The 19,461-nt window shown below is 56.5% G+C and carries 20 protein-coding genes; 10 read left to right on the forward strand and 10 right to left on the reverse strand.

Annotated features, from left to right (window positions below):
* The first annotated feature begins 22 nt into the window (after nt 1-22).
* Complete coding sequence (locus CLV87_RS12595; RefSeq protein ID WP_099245806.1) at nt 23-640, forward strand: TetR/AcrR family transcriptional regulator; 618 nt, start codon at nt 23-25, stop codon at nt 638-640.
* On the opposite strand, the gene CLV87_RS12600 is transcribed toward CLV87_RS12595, so the two are convergent.
* From CLV87_RS12600 to CLV87_RS12615, 4 genes are all read right to left on the reverse strand, one after another.
* Nucleotides 637-1,590, reverse strand: a complete 954-nt coding sequence (locus CLV87_RS12600; RefSeq protein WP_099245808.1) for a hypothetical protein — start codon at nt 1,588-1,590, stop codon at nt 637-639. The two genes, CLV87_RS12595 and CLV87_RS12600, sit on opposite strands and share 4 nt — an antisense overlap.
* Before the next feature lie 165 nt (nt 1,591-1,755).
* Nucleotides 1,756-2,244, reverse strand: a complete 489-nt coding sequence (rpsI, locus tag CLV87_RS12605) for a 30S ribosomal protein S9 (protein WP_099245810.1) — start codon at nt 2,242-2,244, stop codon at nt 1,756-1,758.
* 3 nt (nt 2,245-2,247) lie between these two features.
* Nucleotides 2,248-2,706, reverse strand: coding sequence for a 50S ribosomal protein L13 (rplM, locus tag CLV87_RS12610; protein ID WP_099245812.1), 459 nt, complete (start codon nt 2,704-2,706; stop codon nt 2,248-2,250).
* 176 nt (nt 2,707-2,882) lie between these two features.
* The gene (locus tag CLV87_RS12615) at nt 2,883-4,295 is read right to left on the reverse strand and encodes an aminotransferase-like domain-containing protein (protein ID WP_099245814.1); all 1,413 of its coding nucleotides are present in this window, start codon (nt 4,293-4,295) and stop codon (nt 2,883-2,885) included.
* A gap of 95 nt (nt 4,296-4,390) precedes the next feature.
* On the opposite strand from CLV87_RS12615, the gene CLV87_RS12620 reads away from it, so the two are divergent.
* The 3 genes from CLV87_RS12620 to speE all read left to right on the forward strand — a co-directional run bounded on the left by CLV87_RS12620 (nt 4,391) and on the right by speE (nt 6,266).
* A complete protein-coding gene (locus CLV87_RS12620) occupies nt 4,391-4,618 on the forward strand; it encodes a DUF1127 domain-containing protein (RefSeq protein WP_099245816.1) in 228 nt (75 codons plus the stop codon).
* A 287-nt stretch (nt 4,619-4,905) separates the two neighbouring features.
* Nucleotides 4,906-5,412, forward strand: a complete 507-nt coding sequence (gene speD / locus CLV87_RS12625; RefSeq protein WP_099245818.1) for an adenosylmethionine decarboxylase — start codon at nt 4,906-4,908, stop codon at nt 5,410-5,412.
* Nucleotides 5,409-6,266 (forward strand): polyamine aminopropyltransferase, encoded by an 858-nt coding sequence (gene speE, locus CLV87_RS12630; protein ID WP_099245820.1) that lies wholly within the window; start codon nt 5,409-5,411, stop codon nt 6,264-6,266. Before speD ends, speE begins: the two co-directional genes overlap by 4 nt.
* 67 nt (nt 6,267-6,333) lie before the next feature.
* Here the strand turns inward: speE and CLV87_RS12635 are convergent, their stop codons facing one another.
* Nucleotides 6,334-6,732 (reverse strand): PaaI family thioesterase, encoded by a 399-nt coding sequence (locus tag CLV87_RS12635; RefSeq protein WP_099245822.1) that lies wholly within the window; start codon nt 6,730-6,732, stop codon nt 6,334-6,336.
* An 89-nt stretch (nt 6,733-6,821) separates the two neighbouring features.
* Between CLV87_RS12635 and CLV87_RS12640 the strand changes: the two genes are divergently transcribed.
* The 3 genes from CLV87_RS12640 to gluQRS are packed head-to-tail and all read left to right on the forward strand — an operon-like array spanning nt 6,822 to nt 9,850.
* Nucleotides 6,822-7,598 carry an enoyl-CoA hydratase gene (locus CLV87_RS12640; protein WP_099245824.1) on the forward strand — a complete coding sequence of 259 codons (777 nt, stop codon included), beginning with the start codon at nt 6,822-6,824 and terminating at the stop codon, nt 7,596-7,598.
* Between the two features lie 51 nt (nt 7,599-7,649).
* Entirely contained in the window at nt 7,650-8,990 is a 1,341-nt protein-coding gene (gene trmFO, locus CLV87_RS12645) for a methylenetetrahydrofolate--tRNA-(uracil(54)-C(5))-methyltransferase (FADH(2)-oxidizing) TrmFO (RefSeq protein WP_099245826.1), read from the forward strand.
* On the forward strand, nt 8,987-9,850 hold the full coding sequence (gluQRS, locus tag CLV87_RS12650) for a tRNA glutamyl-Q(34) synthetase GluQRS (protein ID WP_099245828.1): 864 nt from the start codon (nt 8,987-8,989) through the stop codon (nt 9,848-9,850). Before trmFO ends, gluQRS begins: the two co-directional genes overlap by 4 nt.
* 19 nt (nt 9,851-9,869) lie before the next feature.
* On the opposite strand, the gene hisI is transcribed toward gluQRS, so the two are convergent.
* The gene (hisI, locus tag CLV87_RS12655) at nt 9,870-10,229 is read right to left on the reverse strand and encodes a phosphoribosyl-AMP cyclohydrolase (RefSeq protein ID WP_099245830.1); all 360 of its coding nucleotides are present in this window, start codon (nt 10,227-10,229) and stop codon (nt 9,870-9,872) included.
* 68 nt (nt 10,230-10,297) lie between these two features.
* Here hisI and CLV87_RS12660 point away from each other — a divergent pair, with 68 nt between their 5' ends.
* A complete protein-coding gene (locus CLV87_RS12660) occupies nt 10,298-10,750 on the forward strand; it encodes an iron-sulfur cluster assembly scaffold protein (protein WP_099245832.1) in 453 nt (150 codons plus the stop codon).
* 57 nt (nt 10,751-10,807) lie between these two features.
* The gene (locus CLV87_RS12665) at nt 10,808-12,211 is read left to right on the forward strand and encodes a methyl-accepting chemotaxis protein (RefSeq protein WP_099247740.1); all 1,404 of its coding nucleotides are present in this window, start codon (nt 10,808-10,810) and stop codon (nt 12,209-12,211) included.
* A 433-nt stretch (nt 12,212-12,644) separates the two neighbouring features.
* On the opposite strand, the gene recG is transcribed toward CLV87_RS12665, so the two are convergent.
* The 4 genes from recG to sciP all read right to left on the reverse strand — a co-directional run bounded on the left by recG (nt 12,645) and on the right by sciP (nt 18,005).
* Complete coding sequence (gene recG / locus CLV87_RS12670; protein WP_099245834.1) at nt 12,645-14,735, reverse strand: ATP-dependent DNA helicase RecG; 2,091 nt, start codon at nt 14,733-14,735, stop codon at nt 12,645-12,647.
* Nucleotides 14,732-16,846, reverse strand: a complete 2,115-nt coding sequence (ligA, locus tag CLV87_RS12675) for an NAD-dependent DNA ligase LigA (protein ID WP_099245836.1) — start codon at nt 16,844-16,846, stop codon at nt 14,732-14,734. Before ligA ends, recG begins: the two co-directional genes overlap by 4 nt.
* Before the next feature lie 70 nt (nt 16,847-16,916).
* Nucleotides 16,917-17,633 (reverse strand): response regulator transcription factor CtrA, encoded by a 717-nt coding sequence (gene ctrA / locus CLV87_RS12680; RefSeq protein ID WP_099245838.1) that lies wholly within the window; start codon nt 17,631-17,633, stop codon nt 16,917-16,919.
* A gap of 93 nt (nt 17,634-17,726) precedes the next feature.
* Nucleotides 17,727-18,005 (reverse strand): CtrA inhibitor SciP, encoded by a 279-nt coding sequence (gene sciP, locus CLV87_RS12685; RefSeq protein ID WP_099245840.1) that lies wholly within the window; start codon nt 18,003-18,005, stop codon nt 17,727-17,729.
* 121 nt (nt 18,006-18,126) lie between these two features.
* On the opposite strand from sciP, the gene mnmA reads away from it, so the two are divergent.
* On the forward strand, nt 18,127-19,269 hold the full coding sequence (gene mnmA, locus CLV87_RS12690) for a tRNA 2-thiouridine(34) synthase MnmA (RefSeq protein ID WP_099245841.1): 1,143 nt from the start codon (nt 18,127-18,129) through the stop codon (nt 19,267-19,269).
* Nucleotides 19,270-19,461 lie beyond the last annotated feature (192 nt).

The raw sequence follows: 19,461 nt of genomic DNA on the forward strand, positions 1-19,461 counted from the left end.
GTGAAGTGGAACTTTAAAAAATATGCCTAAACGCGGCTATCATCACGGAAATCTTCGGCAGGCACTTGTCGAATCCGCCTTGACGCTGATCGAGGAAAAGGGCCCAACGGGCTTTACCCTGTCCGAAGCGGCCAAGCTGGCGGGCGTGACACCGGCGGCGGTCTATCGCCATTTTGCGGGCCGCGAGGATCTGATCGCCGAAGCCGCGCGGCAAGGCTATGAGATTTTCGCCGATGTCATGCAATATGCCTATGACAGCGGCCAGCCCTCGGCTCTGGCCGCGTTCGAGGCCACCGGTCGCGCCTATCTCGCCTTTGCGCGCAAATATCCCGGCCACTATATCGCGATGTTCGAAAGCGGCATCAGCGTTCAGCATTCACCGGAACTGGCCGCGGTGTCGGCCAAGGCGCGTGGCGTTTTGGAACGGGCAGCCACCGAGCTGTCAGAACATATCCCACCGGAAAAACGCCCACCTCCAGCGATGTTCTCTGCCCATATCTGGGCGATGAGCCACGGTGTTGTCGAACTTTTCGCCCGAAATTCCCCCGGCACCCAGGCCCCCTTCCCGCCCGAAGATCTGCTTGAGACCGGGATTGGCGTCTATCTGCGAGGGCTTGGGCTGATCGAGCCAGATAGTTAGTCCTGAGCCTCACCCTGGGTTAGCAAAGCGACCAAGCTCATCGCGATTTGCTGGTTGCTCACCTGCTGGCGGATCACTTCCATACGATCAAGCGCACGCGCCCAAACCGGGCCGCCAAAGCTTTGTATAGCAAAATCAATAACTTTTACGATTGCCTCCGGCGTCGGCTCGTCCACATAATATGGATAATCCTCGCCTAGGAAACGATGCGCCTCGACATCACCCCGCCATGCGAGAACCGGCGCGCCAACATGGGCAGCAAGAAAGCCCTTGGTAAAGGGTTTGCGGACATTGCCTTTGTACTTTGCATTCGGGTTACGCACGCAGATATGGAAATTCGTGTCTTCGATGACTTTCTCAACATCAGAAATCTCGGTCGCGCGCTCAAACGGGACATAGCGAACAAGCCCGTCCAATTCGGCCCCATGAACGGTATTGGCCAGATCGCCGATATAGACCGGCGAAAGGCGTTCCGCTGGCTGGACCCGAGCATGCTCGAGGCGGGTGTCGGTGTTGTGATGCAGCAGGCCTATGTTTTCGCCGACCCCCACATTCTTACCAGAGATGATCCGCTCTAACTCTTCTTTCGCCTCAAAGGAGCAGGCCAGATGAATGTCCGGAGCAAGGTCGCGGGCATTGTCCAAATCCCCGTCCACATAATCCATGATTGTCTGACAGCCGCGCCTTTTGCACAGCGCCAAAATGGACGGTTTCAACACTTTCAAACAGGATTTTGAAAACAGTAGGACCGAGCCCTTGGGCCGCGTCATGGCCCAAATCAACTGACGAATCCGCCATTTGGACGGAAAAGTGACTAACTTGACCGACACTGCCCCTTTGGTGTGCTGCTCGATAATCCTGGCCAGTTGAAACACCCGCAGCTCGACACTGCCGTAATTCTTTTGTCTGGAGAGATAAACCAGTTCCAAATTGATAGGCTGATCGGACATCTGGGACGGTTTCCTCGCGCGAGAATGACTTGGGCGGTTCAGGTGACTTAACCTCTTCGGTCTCAAAAGAAAACCACAGCTCGGCCTCGCTCAAACGAAAGGCCACATAAGAAAAGGGCCCGTGAAACACGGGCCCTTTCGCAAATTCTGGCCAAGGGCCAAAAATTAACGCTTGGAGAACTGGAAGGAACGGCGGGCTTTGCGCTTACCGTATTTCTTACGTTCAACAACACGGCTGTCGCGTGTCAGGAAGCCAGCGGCTTTCAGAGGGGCGCGCAACGCGGGTTCGTAGAGCTGCAGAGCTTTCGAAATACCGTGCTTGACCGCACCGGCCTGACCGGTCAGGCCGCCGCCCTTGACGGTTGCATAAACGTCGAATTCACCTTCGACACCGGCAACCTGGAACGGCTGGCGCAGGATCAGCTGCAGAACGGGACGCGCAAAATACTTGTCCTGGTCTTTGCCGTTTACGACGACCTTGCCGGAGCCTGGCTTGATCCAAACGCGGGCAACAGCGTCTTTACGCTTACCGGTGGCATAGGAACGGCCCAGCTCGTCACGAACCGGCTCACGCGGTGCAACAACTTCGGCCTCGGGGGCGTCGACGCCTGCAACGCCGGCCAGCTCTTCCAAAGAATTGATCTGATCAGACATTGTTTATACCCGGGTGTTTTTCTTGTTCATCGACTTGACGTCGAGCGCCTCGGGGCTCTGGGCCTCGTGGGGGTGCTCGGAACCGGCGTATACACGCAGGTTTGTCATGATCTGGCGGGACAGGCGGTTGCCTGGCAGCATACGCTTGACCGCCTGGACAACAACGCGCTCAGGATGCGCGCCTTCCAGGATTTCGGCCTTGGTGCGGGATTTGATGCCGCCGGGATGACCGGTGTGCCAGTAGTAGTTTTCTTCGCGCTTCTTGCCGGTCAGCTGAACTTTGTCAGCGTTGATGACAATAACGTTGTCGCCACAATCCATATGAGGCGTGAAGGACGGCTTGTGCTTGCCACGCAGGCGCATGGCAATGATCGAGGCAAGACGGCCCAGCACCACGCCTTCGGCGTCGATGATGATCCACTTCTTCTCGATGTCTGCCGGTGTAGCAGAGAAGGTTTTCATGGGTCTGTTTCCATTTCGAGTAGCAAGGGCCGCGCCATATCTGGCCCGGCCCAAAATCCGATAGCGGGGTTATAAACATGTCATGTTCACAGTCAATGACAGTTCTTCCGTTTTAAATGTTTAAAAACAACACCCTACAAATATGGTATTATTATACCCCATCAATTTTGACGCAATCAAACAGTAAACCCAGCCGGAGGATTATCCAAAAGCGCCCGCAAGCGCGCCATGGCCGACTCAAAACTGCGCAAACTGACGCCCGCATTGATCGCCATACGCACCGCATGGGGCGCAAAACCGGTACGGGGCACGAAATCTTCGGCGGTACGCACCTGCACCCCCTGCGCCTCGGCCGCCTGGGCAAAGGCTGAGGCCCGCCAGCCCTCGGGCAGACGCAACCAAATATAAGGCACATCGTCCTGCCAAGTTATGTCAAAGCCCCCCAACGCATTCACAGCCGCATGCACATAGCGCCGCATCTCGGCGCGAATGGCATCCATCACGTCAAAAGTCTCCTGTCGTGACAGCAAATCCTCAGTCGCATAGACCAAAGGTTGCGCCATTCCAAAATGCCCATGCACCGTGGTCTGCCGGATCGCTTGCCGGAACGGGCGCGGCGCGATGACAAAGCCGACGCGCAAGGCAGGTGTGAGTGATTTGGAAATCGAGGTGATGAACCAACCCAGATCAGGCAGCAAAGCGCGATAGGTTGGGCAATTCGCCTCGGGTAGGCGATAGGATTCATCCTCGATAATATGGAGGCCATTCCGCCGGGCCACATCGGCAATTTCGCGACGCCGAAACAGCGGTGTTGTTAGCCCCGTCGGATTGTGCGCATCCGGACAAGTACAAAGCACCTGCGCGTCATATTTGCGGGCAAGCCGGTCAAGCTCTTCTGGTACAATTCCGTGATCATCCATTGGAACCGCCACAATCTCAGCACGCAACAAGCGTGCGGCGCGCCGAAACCCTGGGTAAGACAGTTCCTCGACCAGGATCACGGGCTTCGGACCTTTCAAAACCGTCTGCAAAATCAAGGACAAACCGTTTTGGCTGCCAAATGACAGCACCATGTCTTGTTCCTGCACCGGCCCCAAATCCGTATCCGACAGCCAACGCAAGGCCGCACGATGCGCCCGCGTTTCCGCCTGCAAGCCTGGATAAGAGATCAGGTCAACGTTAGGATCCGTTGCCATTCTGGCATAGCTTTCATGGATCAAGGCAACCTGCCCAAGGTCCGGAAGCACCGGAGAAAACAGGCTGACACTATCCGTTTCCAGCGGGGCGATATGGCGTTCCCATTGGCGATCGCGGTTCAGATCCCGTTGAGACACATGGGTTTTCTCACCCGATACAAAGGTGCCACGCCCCACTTCGGCATATAGAACGCCCTCTTCTGTCAGGATGCTATAGGCGCGCGCCACAGTGCCCGGCGTGATCTGCAAACGCCAGGCAAGGTCACGCACTGGCGGCAGCTTTTCATGTTCGGCCAAGACTTTGACATCCACCGCCTGACGGATGGATTGCGCGACTGCCTTGTATTTCGGACCATCTGTCTGCGCCGCATAAAGAGTCTCAATTGTATCCATTACAATGTTTCTCTCGACCAGTGTATCAACAATCTGTATCAGAACAATTACTGCAAGACATTGCATTGTGTCAATACAATTGAAAGGATTTTCCCATGGCACAGCCTGCGCTGAAACCCGCCCTCTCCCTTCTTGATGCTGCACCCGCCGTGCCGGCTCTGGCTGGCGTTGCGGTTCGTTTCGCGGCGGCGCTGACCAAATGGGGACAACGCCATTCGACGCGCAATGAGTTGCGTCATCTGAGCGATTATCAATTGTATGATATCGGCATTGATCGCGAAGCCGCGCGCGCCGAAATCGAAAAACGTTTCTGGCAGGGGTAACTCCAGTTCTCCTGCCACGGGTATCCGCCCCTGTTGCCCCCATGCTGTGACGCGACAGACGTCTCGGCACAAGGACGGATGCCCATTGCGCCGCCATCCCCGGCGCGTCACTCCGGGTGCAGCCCCCGCTGCATCCGGTTTTTTGCCAGTGTTGCGAAAAACTTCTTGATCGACTCAGACCAAGCCCCTAAGTGACCCCCACTTTCGGAACCGATCCCAACCTGAAGTCTTTCGGGGGGCGCTAAGGGACCGACTGGAACGAACTGCTGGTAACGAAGGGGCGCGTCATGACCGATGCCAACCTCTTCCAACTGGGGTACGGTCTGGCAACAGGCGCCCAAGAGGAAGACAAACAGGGGGATTCCCCCATCACTGCTGCATGCGATGTTCTGAACGAAGATCGCCATGACCACTTCATCCGTGAAGGGGACAGCATCTATGCGGGCAACCATGTGATCATCGAGGTGGTCAATGGTCACGGGCTGGATGACGAAACCCGCATCCAAAACGCCTTTCGCAAGATAATCGAGGTCTGCGGTGCCACTCTGCTGCATATCCACACTCACAAGTTCAGCCCCCAGGGCGTAAGCGGCGTGGCCGTGCTGAGCGAAAGCCATATCTCGGTCCACACCTGGCCGGAAATCGGCTATGGCGCGTTTGATGTCTTTATGTGCGGCGATGCCAAGCCATGGCTGGCCGTCGATGTCCTGAAAGAAGCCTTTGGCACCCAGGATGTGCGCACCAAATCCCTGCGCCGTGGCGAGGGCCTCATCACCGAAGTGGTGGCGGCATGAGTACGGACACATCTGACTGGATCCGCGAACCGCTGCATGCCGATTACGGCCAGGGTTTGAAGGTCGAAGAGGTCTTTTACGACAGCAAGACCGAGCATCAGCGCCTACGCGTTTTCCGCAACAACACGTTCGGGCGCATCCTGACCCTGGATGACGTGGTGCAAACCACCGAGGGCGACAATTTCATCTATCACGAGATGCTGACCCATGTGCCGATCCTCGCCCATGGCGCGGCAAAACGCGTGTTGATCATCGGCGGCGGCGATGGTGGCATGGCGCGCGAAGTGCTGAAACATCAATCGGTTGAACATGTCACCATGGTCGAGATTGATGCCGGCGTTGTGGAATTCTCCAAGGAGCACCTGCCAACCCTGTCACAAGGGGCCTTTGACGATCCGCGCCTGAACCTGGTGATCAATGACGGCGCGCTCTTCATGAAAGAGACCACCGACCGTTTCGACGTTATCATCGTCGACAGCACCGATCCCATCGGCCCGGGCGAAGTGCTGTTCACCGACACCTTCTATGGTCACGCCAAACGCGCCCTGACCCCGGGCGGTATTCTGGTGACCCAAAACGGCGTGCCCTTCATGCAAGGGGACGAGCTGACCAACACCATGCGCGCCTTCCAGGCGCTGTTCGCCGACGCGACCTGCTACATGGCCACCATCCCCACCTATGCCGGGGGTCCGATGGCCTTTGGCTGGGGCACGGATAGCGACGCACGTCATGTAACATTGGAAACGCTGCAAACCCGGTTCCAAGCCGCAAAGCTGACCCCGGATTACTACACCCCCGAGGTCCATCAAGGCGCATTCGCCCTGCCCGGCTATGTTCTGAAACTGATGCCCTAAACCCCCTGGTTTCTCTGGGCTCAAAATATCCCGGGGGTGTCGCCCTTGGCGACGGGGGCAGCGCCCCCTACCCTCGCTTTGGCGGAATTGAATAGGTCAATGAGGCATGGGCCACCGGCTCTGTCTCACCTTCGCTGAACAACAACACATCCGTCACGCTCAGCGCCTTGCCAAGCTTCAACACCCGCGCTTTCGCCAGAATATCCGCTCCGGCTTTGGGTTTGCGCATGAAATCAATGCTACAATGGGTCGTCACCGCAAGCGCCTCGCGCCCGACCCGCGCCATGGTCGCAACATAGGCCGCCACATCGACCAGCGAAAACATGGCCGGCCCCGAGACTGTGCCGCCAGGGCGCAAATGCCGCTCATGGGCGTGTAGGCGCATGACCAGCAACTCCTCATCAAGCCGATCAATGCCAAACATGCCATCGACCTGAGGGAACACCTCGGCCAAAAACGCCATCATCTCATCCGCTGGTACGACTATTTGCACGCTTCCCTCCCTGCTCGCTTGTGATTACGCTGGCGAGAGGTTGACGAAAGGGCAAGACGGAAATGTTGGAACGTCACGACACAAATGGCATTGCGCATCTGCGCATGAACGCGCCGCAACGGCTGAACGCCCTTTCGGACGGCATGCTGGCTGCTCTGCAAACGCAGATCGACAGTCTCAAAACTGACCCGTCCATCCGTGTTGTCATCCTGTCCGGCGCGGGCAAAGCGTTTTGCGCGGGCCATGATCTTAAGGAAATGCAGGCCGGGCGTGCTTCCGACGATAAGGGCCGCGCCTATTTCATCGATCTTTTTCAACGCTGCTCCAAGGTGATGACGGGCCTGCAACGCCTGCCTCAGCCGGTGATCGCGCAGGTGCACGGCATTGCCACAGCCGCTGGCTGCCAATTAGTCGCCAGTTGCGATATGGCTGTGGCGGCAGAGGATTGCAAATTCGGTGTGAATGGCGTGAAAATCGGGCTGTTTTGCTCAACGCCGATGGTCGCGCTCAGCCGAAATATCCCACGCAAGAAAGCCTTTGAAATGCTGACGACCGGGCGGTTCCTTTCCGCCCAACAGGCCGAAGAGTTGGGCCTGATAAACCGCGCCGTCCCAGCAGATCAATTAGAGCAAGAAACGCAGGACCTGGCAGAAACCGTAGCCAGCAAGCTTGGCGCGGCGGTGGCCATCGGCAAAGAGGCGTTTTACGAGCAGCTGCAAATGCCGCTGGATCAGGCCTATGCCTTTACCGGTGAGGTCATGGTCGAGAACATGCTGTGGCGCGACACCAACGAGGGCATCACAGCGTTTCTTGAAAAACGCAAACCCGATTGGGACTGAAACACCGCTAGACACCTTGGCAGGCGGGCGCGGTTGGATTACATCCGCGCCATGACAGAGAAGCTACATATCGTTGGCGGCGGAATGGCCGGATCCGAGGCCGCCTGGCAGGCGGCTGAAAAAGGTGTTCACGTGGTGCTGCACGAGATGCGGCCCAAGGTGAAAACATTTGCCCATCGCACTGAAATGTTTGGAGAAATGGTTTGCTCCAACTCCTTCCGCAGTGATGATGATGAACAAAACGCGGTCGGGTTGCTGCATTGGGAAATGCGCGCGGCGGACAGTTTGATCATGACCAGCGCCAACACCCATCGCCTGCCCGCAGGCGGTGCCCTGGCTGTGGATCGTGATCCTTTTGCGGAAACGATCACGCAAAAGCTGAAATCGCATCCCAATGTTGAAGTGTCCTATGAAGAGGTCACCGAACTGCCCGATCAGGGACAGTGGATCTTTGCCACCGGGCCTTTGACGTCTGAGGCGCTGGGGGCCGCGATCCAAAAGGAAACCGGAGCGGACCGTCTGGCCTTTTTCGATGCTATCGCCCCCATCGTTTACGCGGAAAGCATTGATATGTCCGTGGCTTGGATGCAGTCGCGCTATGACAAGGGTGAGACTGAGGAAGAGCGCAAAGCCTATCTCAACTGCCCGATGACCAAAGATCAGTATGAGGCGTTCATCGACGCCCTGCTGGCAGCTGACAAAACTGAATTCCATGACGGTGAAACCGCCGGGTATTTTGACGGCTGTCTGCCAATTGAGGTTATGGCCGAACGCGGGCGCGAGACCCTTCGCCACGGGCCGATGAAACCCGTTGGCCTGACCAACCCGCATAAGCCCGAAGAAAAGGCCTATGCGGTGGTGCAATTGCGCCGTGACAATGCCTTGGGCACTTTGTTCAACATTGTCGGCTTCCAAACCAAGATGAAGTATGGCGCGCAAACGGCTGTTTTCAAAATGATTCCAGGTTTGGAAGATGCGTTCTTTGCGCGTCTTGGCGGCATTCATCGCAACACCTTCCTGAACTCGCCCACCTTGCTGGACGACCAGATGCGGTTGAAAAGCAAGCCCAATATCCGCTTTGCCGGACAGGTCACCGGTGTCGAGGGATATGTCGAATCCGCCTCTATGGGCTTGTTGGCGGGTCGCATGGCGGCTGCGGAGATCCTGGGAGCCGAGCTGCCTGTGGTGCCTCAGGACAGCGCCCATGGTGCCTTGATCCATCACATCACCGGCGGCGCCGAAGCCAAGACCTTTCAACCGATGAACGTCAACTTTGGCTTGTTCCGCCCGGTTGACGGGCTCAAAGGCGGCCGACGCGGGCGCAAGGATCGCTACAAAGCCTATACGGATCGGGCAAAATCCGTCTGGTCGGAGTGGCTGTCGGGTCAATGATCACCCGCTTTGCCCCCTCGCCAACCGGGCCATTGCATCTGGGCCATGCCTATTCGGCGCTCTTGGCCCATGACATGGCCCGCGCCTGTGGGGGCACGTTTCTTTTGCGGATCGAGGATATCGACAGCACTCGCTCACGCCCGGAATGGGAACAGCAGATTTATGATGACCTGCAATGGCTTGGCATTACCTGGGACGCCGAACCGATCCGCCAATCCGACCGCTTGCCCTCCTATAAATCCGCCTTGAAGGAGCTGTGGCACCGCCAATTGCTTTACCCCTGCACCTGCAATCGCAAAGACATTTTGGCCGCACTCGATGCGCCGCAAGAAGGTGTCGAACCTGACTATGGGCCAGACGGTTTGATCTATCCCGGCACGTGTCGGGACAAGACCAACCGCAACACGGCCTATCCAGATGGCAGTGTAATAAGGTTGGACATGGCCAAAGCGATTGCCGCAATCGGACAAGATCAATTGCACTTTCTTGAAACCGGCGAGCCGGTTGATCACAAAGCGCAGTTCATCACGACTCCCGCCTCAGATATCACATCAACAATCGGCGACATTATCCTGTCTCGCAAAGATTTTCCCGGGTCTTACCACCTCTCGGTCGTTCTCGACGATGCAGCGCAAGGGATCACCGATGTCATTCGCGGTGCTGACCTTTTTGAGGCCACGCAGATCCATGTCGCCCTGCAAGCTTTGCTGGACCTTCCGACACCGCGCTATCACCACCACCACCTGATCCGCGACGACAATGGCAAGCGCCTCGCCAAACGGGACGATGCGCGCGCCATTTCCAAATACCGGGCCGAAGGCGCGACGCCGGAAGACATCCGGCGCATGGTCGGGCTTTGAGTTCGAGAGCAGCCAGTCCCTATTTCATCGGCTTCATCAGCTCGACTTCTTCACCATCGGTGACCGAGGTGTAAAAGCACGAGCGACGATTGGTGTGACAAGCAGGCCCCTCTTGGTTCACAACCGCCAGCAGGCAATCCTGATCACAATCAACGCGCAGATCGATCAGTTCCTGCGTATGCCCCGAGGTTTCCCCTTTGATCCAGAAGGACTGGCGCGAGCGAGACCAATAAGTGACTCGCTTGGTTTCAAGGGTTTTTGCGACGGCGTCGGCGTTCATCCAGGCCATCATCAGGATCTCGCCAGTCCCATCTTGCTGCGCAATACAAGGGATCAGGCCATTCGCATCATAGACCAAGGTCGCAGGATCAAAGGACATAGGAATAAAAACCTTTTTCTTGGGTTACGATGATCCTATCTATGGGGAACAGAGGAAAAGGAAAACCCATGTCCGGCGAAAATGACCTGATCAAACTCTATTCCGGCAAGATCCTGGAACTTGCTGCGGATATTCCGCGTTTGGGTCGTCTTGAGGCCCCGGATGCCAGCGTCAAGAAACGCTCACCTCTGTGTGGATCAACGGTTACCGTTGACATTAGTCTCAAGGATGGCGTGGTGTCGGACTACGCTCAGGATGTGAAGGCCTGCGCGCTGGGGCAAGCGTCAGCCTCGGTCGTCGGAGCCGCCATTGTTGGGCAATCCGCTGAACAAATCCAGGCAGCGCGCGATGCGTTAAAGGCGATGTTGAAAGAGGACGGGCCCACCCCGACCGCACCATTTGACGGGCTTGAGGTCCTGCGCCCTGCCGCGACCTATAAGAACCGCCATGCCTCGATCCTTTTAGCATTGGATGCGGCCTGCGAAGCGGCCTCTCAGGCGAAGGAAAGTCAGACGGCTTAATCTTCCATTCGCGAGTTTCGGCTAAAAGAGGCGAAACACGTGAAATGGAACAGCTTTATGCAACATGATCGAGATCTGGCTGCGCCCGATACGACAGATGAACTTGGCAAATTAACCAAGGCCGCGACAGGCCTTGGCCGCGAAACTGTGGATATTGGCGGTTTTTTGCAGGATCTGGATGATCGCTGTCACGCTCAGTTGGATAATCTTGGGGGCGTGAAAACCCATACGAACAACCTGGCAACCGTGTCCGAACGCATGGTCGATGCCGTCAAACGGATGACCACTGCTGCGGACGATGCTATTGGAAGCATTGGAAAATCCACCGATCTGATTGCGCAGAATGGCCAGAATGCCCAGGACTTGGCGGAATGGGTCCGGTCGGTTAATGCCGAAAGCACCACGGTCGAGGAAATGCTTCAGGCGGTCCGCAGTTCAAACACAGAAATTTCCGACATCGCTTGGCAAGTCCACATTCTGGCCGTGAACGCCAAGATCGAAGCAGCGCGCGCTGGCCCAGCAGGCAAAGGGTTTTCAATCGTGGCCGATTCGGTGTCCGAACTTAGCCAAAAGACGGCTGATGCCGCGGATACAATTTCTTCCACGGTCAAACGCCTGTCAGAATGGATGGCGCGATTGCATCAAGGGGCGCAAACGACGTCAGAAAAAGCAAATCAGGTGTTGGACCACAGCAGCGACGCCGACCAGGCCCTGAATGAAATCCAACAATATATGGGCACATTGCGCGATGATGCTCATGGGCTTAGCGATGAAACCAGTGCGGCGCAAAACGCGGTTCATCAAGTCGGCGATGTCGTCACCAGTCTGATCTCCTCGGTCACGGATGTGGCCACCGGCGTTGACGAAGCGACACGGCGCTGTGACAAGCTCGTCGATACCTCGGAAAACATCCTTCAACACGCTGTCGCGCTTGGCGGCAATGGCGACGATTCAGGGATGATCACCTTGGTGCAGGACACGGCCGGGCGCATTAGCGAAGTGTTTGAAACCGCCATCAAAAGCGGGAAAATCTCGCTCAACCAAATGTTTGATGAGACATATCAACCCATTGCGAACACCGATCCACAGCAGGTGCAAACGGCCTTTACGCGGTTAACCGACAATGTCCTGCCGGCGATCCAGGAACCTTTGCTAGAGGCGGATGACAACATCGTTTTCTGCGCTGCCATTGACCGCAACGGCTACTTGCCGACACACAATAAGAAATTCTCACAACCACAAAGCAGCGACCCCGTCTGGAATGCCGGGAACTGTCGCAACCGGCGCATTTTCGATGACCGCGTTGGGTTGAAAGCCGGGCAAAGTGAGGCACCTTTCCTGTTGCAGGTCTATCGGCGTGATATGGGGGGCGGCAATTTTGTCCTGATGAAGGATCTTTCGGCCCCTATTCGTATCCAAGGCCGCCATTGGGGTGGGTTCCGTATCGGTTACAAGATCTAAAGCGAAGCCTTTGGCGAAAGGCAGCGAAAGCTGATTCCAGGTAAATTGAAAACGCTCAAAAAAAACCGCCGCTCTCTGGTCAGAGGCGGCGGCAAGGCATGCGTATCTTTCGTGACCGTGACAGGTTTCGGCGTCAGGCAGGATACCGAAGGGGACAGGCAGGCATCGGGACAGGTGATGCAGTCAGGCCAGTGTCACGAAACGCAGGCAGAAACTCAAAGCATGGGCAGATGCAGGGCACCATAGAGGATCACAACCAAAGAAACGGCCCCAAGCCCATCCTTCCAAAGCGTGTGTTGCTGGCGGGTCAAGGCGGTTTTGACTGTCTCCAACATGGCGCGTCCTCCGTGTGTTCCATCTTGTTGCCTCTTTGTTCTCACATTGTTAACCCCGTGTAAAGAATAAAATGAGAACAAAGGGGAACAAAAGAAGGTTACCCCACTTGGATAAGCCGAATAGCCTCGTCCTGACGCATCAACCAAAGCAGGGTGCGGGCCGCCTGCCCTCTGGCTGAGGTCAGGTTTGGATCCTCGGCCAAGAGCTTGCGCGCGTCAGATTGTGCTATCGCCATCAGGCTGGATTGTTTTTCGAGATCTGCAATCCTGAACTTAGGCAAACCTGATTGCGCGACGCCAATCAGGTCACCTGCACCGCGCATTTCCAGATCAACCTCGGATATCCGAAACCCGTCTTCGGTCTCGCGCATCGTGGTCAAACGCCGCGTTCCGGTTTCCGATAAAGGCGGTTGATACATCAGCAGGCAGGTTGAATCCGCATCCCCCCGGCCAACCCGCCCACGCAATTGGTGCAGTTGCGCCAGGCCAAAAATCTCGGCCCGTTCGATCACCATGATTGTGGCATTGGGGACGTTGACGCCCACTTCGATCACCGTTGTCGCCACCAGAACCTTGGTCTCACCGGCAACGAAACGGGCCATGGCCGCATCTTTTTCTGCAGGTGGCATTTGGCCATGAACCAGGCCAACTTGCCCTTCCCCGAGATCAGCCCGCAAGCGGCGAAAGCGATCTTCGGCAGAAGTCAGGTCGCTGTTTTCGCTTTCTTCCACCAAAGGACAAACCCAATAGGCCTGCCGCCCTTCAGCAACTGCGCGCCGCAGATGATTGGTCACGTCATCCAGCCGTTCCGTTGAAATCAACGCCGTCTTGATCGGTTTGCGACCTGGCGGTTTCTCATCGAGGATCGACACATCCATATCGCCATATTGCGCCAAAGCCAGCGAGCGCGGGATCGGCGTCGCGGTCATGACCAGAACATCGGCCCGCTGCCCCTTTTTCCCAAGTTCAAGCCGCTGTCGGACACCAAACCGGTGTTGTTCATCCACGATGGCAAGGCGTAGATCCTGAAACACAACGTCTTTCTGGAAAACCGCATGTGTGCCCACAAGGATTTGGATGTTTCCCTGTTCCAGGGCCGTCAACTTGGCCGCACGCTCAGCCCCTTTGTCACGCCCGGTCAACAATTCCAGGACAACGCCCGCGTCTTCGGCAAGCAGTTGCAAGCTTTCCAGATGCTGGCGCGCCAGAATTTCCGTCGGGGCCATCATCACCCCCTGCCCGCCGGCCTCGACCGCGACCAAAAGGGCCATAAATGCGACCAGAGTTTTGCCCGCACCAACATCGCCTTGCAACAAACGGTTCATCCGATCTGCTGAGGCCATATCGCTGGCAATTTCCTCCATCGCGCGTTGCTGCGCCCCGGTTGGACGGTATGGCAGATTGCCCAAGACCTTGGCACGCAAAGCACCGGTTCCACTGCTTTGCACGCCCGCTATCTTGCGTCGGTCTGCACGGGCCAGGGCCAGAGTGATCTGATGTGCCAGCAACTCATCATAGGCCAATCGAGCACGTTTTTTGTCTGTTGCGGCAAGATCGCTTAGGTTTTGGGGACGATGCGCGCTCAAAAGCGCCTCTTTCCAACTTGGCCAGTCTTCCTGAGCAATCAGAGCAGTATCCGCCCATTCCGGCAGATCGGGCACGCGGGTCAAGGCGTCGGTCATCGCCCGATTCATCAATTTCTGCGTCACACCGGATGTCAGCGGGTAGACCGGTTCGAATTCTGGGAGGGTATCGATCTCATCCGGGCTTAGAATGTGATCCGGGTGCACCATCTGCGCGACCCCATCGAACAATTCCACCCTCCCAGACACCAAACGCCGTGCGCCCATGGGGAGGACTTTTTTTAGGTAATCTGACCGACCATGGAAAAACACCAGTTGAAACCGGGTTTTCTGATCATTTGCTTCGATGCGGTAAGCTCCGCCACGGTTGCGGGCTGGACGATGAACGCCAACCTCTACCTCGACCGTGACGATACCGGGTAAATCGCCATCCAGAACACTGGCTTTGACCCGCCGATCAATTCCAGAATAAGGTAGTGAAAACAGCAGGTCACGCGGCGTGGTGACGTCGATTTGCTCAAACGCCTGCGCCGTTTTTGGGCCAATGCCCGCAAGCCCTTCGATACCCGCAAAGAGCGGCCAGAGAATTTCCGGCCGTCCGCTCATTCTGCGATCAACTCCAGCCAGGCGCCTTCATCCATCAAAGTGATCCCTAGCTCTTGCGCCTTCTTTTCCTTGCTGCCCGCACCTGGGCCCGCGACGACAATGTCGGTCTTTTTCGAAACAGACCCGGACACCTTGGCTCCAAGCGCTTCGGCCCGCGCTTTGGCCTCTGCGCGGGTCATGCGTTCGAGGCTTCCGGTGAAAACCACAGTTTTGCCCGCGACGGGACTGTCGGCTGTGTCTGGCTTTTCAGCATCCTGAATGTCCAATTGTGCAATCAATCGGTCGATTGATGCACGTTCGGCCGGTTGGTTCATGGCGTTGATCAGAGATTGCGCCATGACTGCACCGACGCCGTCAATTGAAAGCAAATCACCATAGGCCGCGCTTTCGGGATCGTTTGCAGCGACAACCGCGGCCTCAAAAGCGTTCCAACTGCCGTAATGCCGGGCAAGCAGGTTTGACGCGCTTTCGCCAACATGACGAATGCCAAGGGAAAAAATCACCCGTCCCAGCGGGACTTTGGCCGCGTCACGGATCGCAGCAAACAGGTTTTGCGCAGACTTCTCGCCCCAGCCTTCGCGGTTTTGCAATTTCTGCAACCCGCTGCCAAACCGTTCTTCCAACGTAAAAATATCTGCAGGTTCTTTGATCCACTCATCGGCGTAGAACTGTTCGACCTGTTTGGCGCCCATCCCGTCAATGTCAAAAACCGACCGCGACACGAAATGGCGCAAGCGCTCAACCGCCTGGGCCGGGCAGATCATGCCGCCGGTGCAGCGCCGCACCGCGTCGCCCTCCTCTCGAATGGCCAAGGACTGACATTCTGGACAAGTCTCGGGAAAAACAAATGGAGTGGCATCGCTGGGGCGTTTCGACAGATCAACATCGGCGACTTTAGGAATCACGTCGCCGGCACGATAGATCTGCACCCAATCCCCAACGCGAATATCTTTGCCGTCCCGAATGTCGTTGCCGTTGGAATCGCGCCCGGCAATGTAATCTTCGTTATGCAACGTGGCGTTTGACACCACGACGCCGCCGACCGTGACCGGGCTCAGCCGAGCCACCGGAGACAAGGCACCCGTGCGGCCCACCTGAATGTCGATGGCTTCCAGCCGTGTCCAGGCGAGTTCCGCCGCGAATTTATGCGCAATCGCCCAACGGGGCGTTGTCGAGCGAAAGCCTAGCCGGGCCTGCAACGCCAAATCATTCACTTTGTAGACCACGCCATCAATGTCGTAACCCAGCGTGGCGCGCTGTTCTTCGATCGCTTTGTAATGGTCAATAAGATCTTGCGGCGTCGTACAAAGCTTGGTCAGCGGGTTGGTTTGAAACCCTAACGCCTTCATCCGCGCAATCGCGTCGATTTGTGTGTCCGCCAGGGGCGCTGACAACTCCCCCCAACTATAGGCAAAGAACTTCAACGGTCGCGCGCGCGTGATCTTTGCATCCAATTGCCGCAAAGACCCGGCGGCAGCGTTCCGTGGATTGGCAAAGACCTTGTCCCCCTTGGCCTCTTGCCGCTCATTCAAGGCGGTGAAATCCGCGTGGCTCATATAGACTTCACCGCGAATTTCCAGAATGTCCGAGGCATTGTCGATCCGCTGTGGAATGTCGGAAATGGTCAAAGCGTTTTCGGTGACGTTTTCGCCCACCTCACCATCGCCGCGGGTCGCGGCCTGTGTGAGCACACCATTTTCATAGCGCAATGAGAGGGACAACCCGTCGATTTTGGGTTCGGCTGTAAAAGCCAAAGGCGTATCCTCTGCCAGCCCCAGATAGCGGCGCAACGAGTCGTCAAAGGCAGACACATCTTCGCTGTCAAATGCGTTTGACAAGGACAACATGCGCACCGCGTGGCGAATTTTTCCAAACCCGTCAGCCGGTTGCGCGCCCACCTTGTCACTGGGGCTATCGGCACGTTTCAGTGAGGGAAAGCGCGACTCGATCTCACCATTGCGGCGTTTCAGCTGGTCATATTCCGCATCGCTCAGCTGAGGCGCATCCTTGGTGTGGTAATCTTGGTTGGCCTCACCCAGAATCACCGAAAGGCGCGCCAGCTCGGCGCGCGCTTCTGTTTCATTGAGTTGATCGACTGGTTTCTCTGCCATGACCCTGCCCTATTCGCTCGCTCACATGATCTGTGATAGGCGGGGTCAATGGCAAGGTCCAGCGCCAGAATTACCCGTTGGCGGCCAGCGCCTTTGGTTCATCTGCAGAGGGTTCCGGATCGCGCAGAACATAGCCACGCCCCCAGACCGTTTCGATGTAATTATCATCACCGGTGGCTTCGGAAAGTTTCTTGCGCAACTTGCAAATGAAGACGTCGATAATCTTCAATTCCGGCTCATCCATACCGCCGTATAGGTGGTTCAGGAACATTTCTTTGGTCAGGGTTGTGCCCTTGCGCAGGGACAACAATTCGAGCATTTGGTATTCTTTGCCCGTCAAATGTACTGGTTTTCCAGCGACTTCGACGGTTTTGGCATCCAGATTGACCGAGATCTTGCCCGTGCGGATGATCGATTGCGAATGCCCTTTGGAACGGCGGATAATGGCGTGGATGCGTGCGACCAGTTCATCCCTGTGAAAGGGTTTGGTCATATAGTCGTCGGCACCAAATCCAAAACCTTTGATCTTGCTCTGGGTGTCGTCATCACCCGACAGGATCAAAATCGGAGTTTCGATACGCGCCACGCGCAGTTGACGCAGCACTTCATGCCCGTTGATGTCAGGAAGGTTCAGGTCAAGCAAAATAAGATCGTAATCGTAAAGCTTGGCCAGATCGATCCCTTCCTCACCCAGATCCGTCGAATAGACGTTCAGGTTCGCATGGCTCAGCATCAACTCGATGCTTTTGGAGGTTGTTGGATCGTCTTCAACCAACAGAATTCGCATGTCCCGTCTCCGAAAATTAGTACGTGTTAAGATTACTCTGAGGTAAAAAGGTTAACGCACAACTAACATAGATCGGTTCTTGGGATTTGCAACTTATGGTTGCCGATATTGCTGCACACGCGTGACCTTGAGCGCGTCTTCGCCATGTTCGGTGGCCGCGCGCACCCATTCCAACAATTCTTCCTCACTCAAACCATACCGCTCAAGTGCTTGATCTGGCGTCAAAAGTCCGTTTTGAACGGCTTTGACAACCGATGCTTTGCGCGATGCCACCCACCGGCGCGTTTCTGCCGGGGGCAGGTCAGCCCGGGTCATCATGCTTCCATCCGGAAGCTTAACAGCACGGGGCCCCTCAATTTTTTTCAGAAACATTGTTAACTCCACGTCTCGATTTGCGCCCATCAAGACATGCGCTGTTTAACGAGGGCTAAAGCGCCCCCTTGAGAGTATTTCAGATTTTCCTATATTCTTGCGCGTCTTCAGGAGATTCAGAATGCCGCTCGATCCAAGCCCGCTCAATTCGCTGGGCCTGCCCAAACCGCCGTCAGAAACCCGCGTTGTCGTTGCCATGTCCGGCGGCGTCGATAGCTCTGTTGTGGCCGCGATGCTCAAGGAAGAGGGCTATGATGTGGTGGGCGTAACGCTGCAATTATATGACCATGGCGCGGCTTTGGCCAAGAAAGGTGCCTGTTGCGCGGGCATCGATATTCATGACGCGCGCCGCGTCGCCGAAGAGATGGGTTTCCCGCATTACGTCTTGGATTATGAGAATATTTTCCAGGAAGCGGTGATCGAAGAATTCGCCGATAGCTACCTTGGCGGGGCCACACCGGTGCCCTGCATTCGTTGTAATGAAAGGGTCAAATTTAAAGATCTTTTGGAAACGGCCAAGGATCTGGACGCCGATTGCATGGCCACCGGCCACTACATCCAGCGCAAAATGGGCCCAAACGGAGCCGAGCTGCATTCCGCCACCGATTCGAATCGCGATCAAAGTTACTTTTTGTTCTCAACCACGCCGGAGCAACTGGATTTCCTGCGCTTTCCCCTGGGCCACCTGCCGTCCAAAGAAGCAACGCGCGAGCTGGCTGCGAAATACGGGCTGGCCGTGGCGGATAAACCCGATAGCCAGGATATCTGCTTTGTCCCGGATGGGAATTATGCTGGTGTGATCGAGAAATTGCGCCCTGGTTCTGCCGAACCGGGTGAGATTGTACATGCGGATGGGCGCGTGTTGGGCCAGCATAATGGCGTGATTCACTACACGATTGGTCAGCGGCGCGGGCTTGGCATTGGTGGGCTGAGCGAGCCGCTCTATGTGGTGCGCCTCGATGTGGACAAGAAAGAGGTTGTTGTCGGCCCCAAAGAAATGCTGGCGACCCGAACCATTCCCGTGCGCGAAATCAACTGGCTGGGCGATAAACCTTTGACATCGCGAACGGAATGGCATGTGGCAGTCAAAGTCCGCTCGACCCGCCCACCGCGCGAAGCCATCATCCGACCAATCTCGGACACCGAGGCCGCAGTTGAATTGATCACCCCCGAAGAAGGTGTCAGCCCCGGCCAGGCCTGTGTTTTCTATGATCCAGACAGTTCGCGCATCTTTGGCGGCGGCTGGATCTGGCGCGGGTATTAAACGAACTCAACTTCTGACTGCGCAACCCGGGCCAAGTATTCCCCACCAACCGCACCGCCCGCGCAACAGGCAACGGGGGCAATCGGTACAAAACAAGGCGCGTTTGGGGGAGATCGCCCCACCGCGCCAATTTCCAGAAACACGCCAGAAGCCCCCAATCTGTACAAAACAGCTCGCGTTTCGGAGGGATTG

The sequence above is a fragment of the Pelagimonas phthalicica genome (assembly GCF_004364805.1).
Lineage (GTDB): Bacteria > Pseudomonadota > Alphaproteobacteria > Rhodobacterales > Rhodobacteraceae > Pelagimonas > Pelagimonas phthalicica.

Coding starts and splice junctions, on each gene's coding strand:
- CLV87_RS12595 (WP_099245806.1), top strand. CDS start 23: ATGCCTAAACGCGGCTATCATCACGGAAATCTTCGGCAGGCACTTGTC.
- CLV87_RS12600 (WP_099245808.1), bottom strand. CDS start 1,590: ATGTCCGATCAGCCTATCAATTTGGAACTGGTTTATCTCTCCAGACAA.
- rpsI (WP_099245810.1), bottom strand. CDS start 2,244: ATGTCTGATCAGATCAATTCTTTGGAAGAGCTGGCCGGCGTTGCAGGC.
- rplM (WP_099245812.1), bottom strand. CDS start 2,706: ATGAAAACCTTCTCTGCTACACCGGCAGACATCGAGAAGAAGTGGATC.
- CLV87_RS12615 (WP_099245814.1), bottom strand. CDS start 4,295: ATGGATACAATTGAGACTCTTTATGCGGCGCAGACAGATGGTCCGAAA.
- CLV87_RS12620 (WP_099245816.1), top strand. CDS start 4,391: ATGGCACAGCCTGCGCTGAAACCCGCCCTCTCCCTTCTTGATGCTGCA.
- speD (WP_099245818.1), top strand. CDS start 4,906: ATGACCGATGCCAACCTCTTCCAACTGGGGTACGGTCTGGCAACAGGC.
- speE (WP_099245820.1), top strand. CDS start 5,409: ATGAGTACGGACACATCTGACTGGATCCGCGAACCGCTGCATGCCGAT.
- CLV87_RS12635 (WP_099245822.1), bottom strand. CDS start 6,732: ATGATGGCGTTTTTGGCCGAGGTGTTCCCTCAGGTCGATGGCATGTTT.
- CLV87_RS12640 (WP_099245824.1), top strand. CDS start 6,822: ATGTTGGAACGTCACGACACAAATGGCATTGCGCATCTGCGCATGAAC.
- trmFO (WP_099245826.1), top strand. CDS start 7,650: ATGACAGAGAAGCTACATATCGTTGGCGGCGGAATGGCCGGATCCGAG.
- gluQRS (WP_099245828.1), top strand. CDS start 8,987: ATGATCACCCGCTTTGCCCCCTCGCCAACCGGGCCATTGCATCTGGGC.
- hisI (WP_099245830.1), bottom strand. CDS start 10,229: ATGTCCTTTGATCCTGCGACCTTGGTCTATGATGCGAATGGCCTGATC.
- CLV87_RS12660 (WP_099245832.1), top strand. CDS start 10,298: ATGTCCGGCGAAAATGACCTGATCAAACTCTATTCCGGCAAGATCCTG.
- CLV87_RS12665 (WP_099247740.1), top strand. CDS start 10,808: ATGCAACATGATCGAGATCTGGCTGCGCCCGATACGACAGATGAACTT.
- recG (WP_099245834.1), bottom strand. CDS start 14,735: ATGAGCGGACGGCCGGAAATTCTCTGGCCGCTCTTTGCGGGTATCGAA.
- ligA (WP_099245836.1), bottom strand. CDS start 16,846: ATGGCAGAGAAACCAGTCGATCAACTCAATGAAACAGAAGCGCGCGCC.
- ctrA (WP_099245838.1), bottom strand. CDS start 17,633: ATGCGAATTCTGTTGGTTGAAGACGATCCAACAACCTCCAAAAGCATC.
- sciP (WP_099245840.1), bottom strand. CDS start 18,005: ATGTTTCTGAAAAAAATTGAGGGGCCCCGTGCTGTTAAGCTTCCGGAT.
- mnmA (WP_099245841.1), top strand. CDS start 18,127: ATGCCGCTCGATCCAAGCCCGCTCAATTCGCTGGGCCTGCCCAAACCG.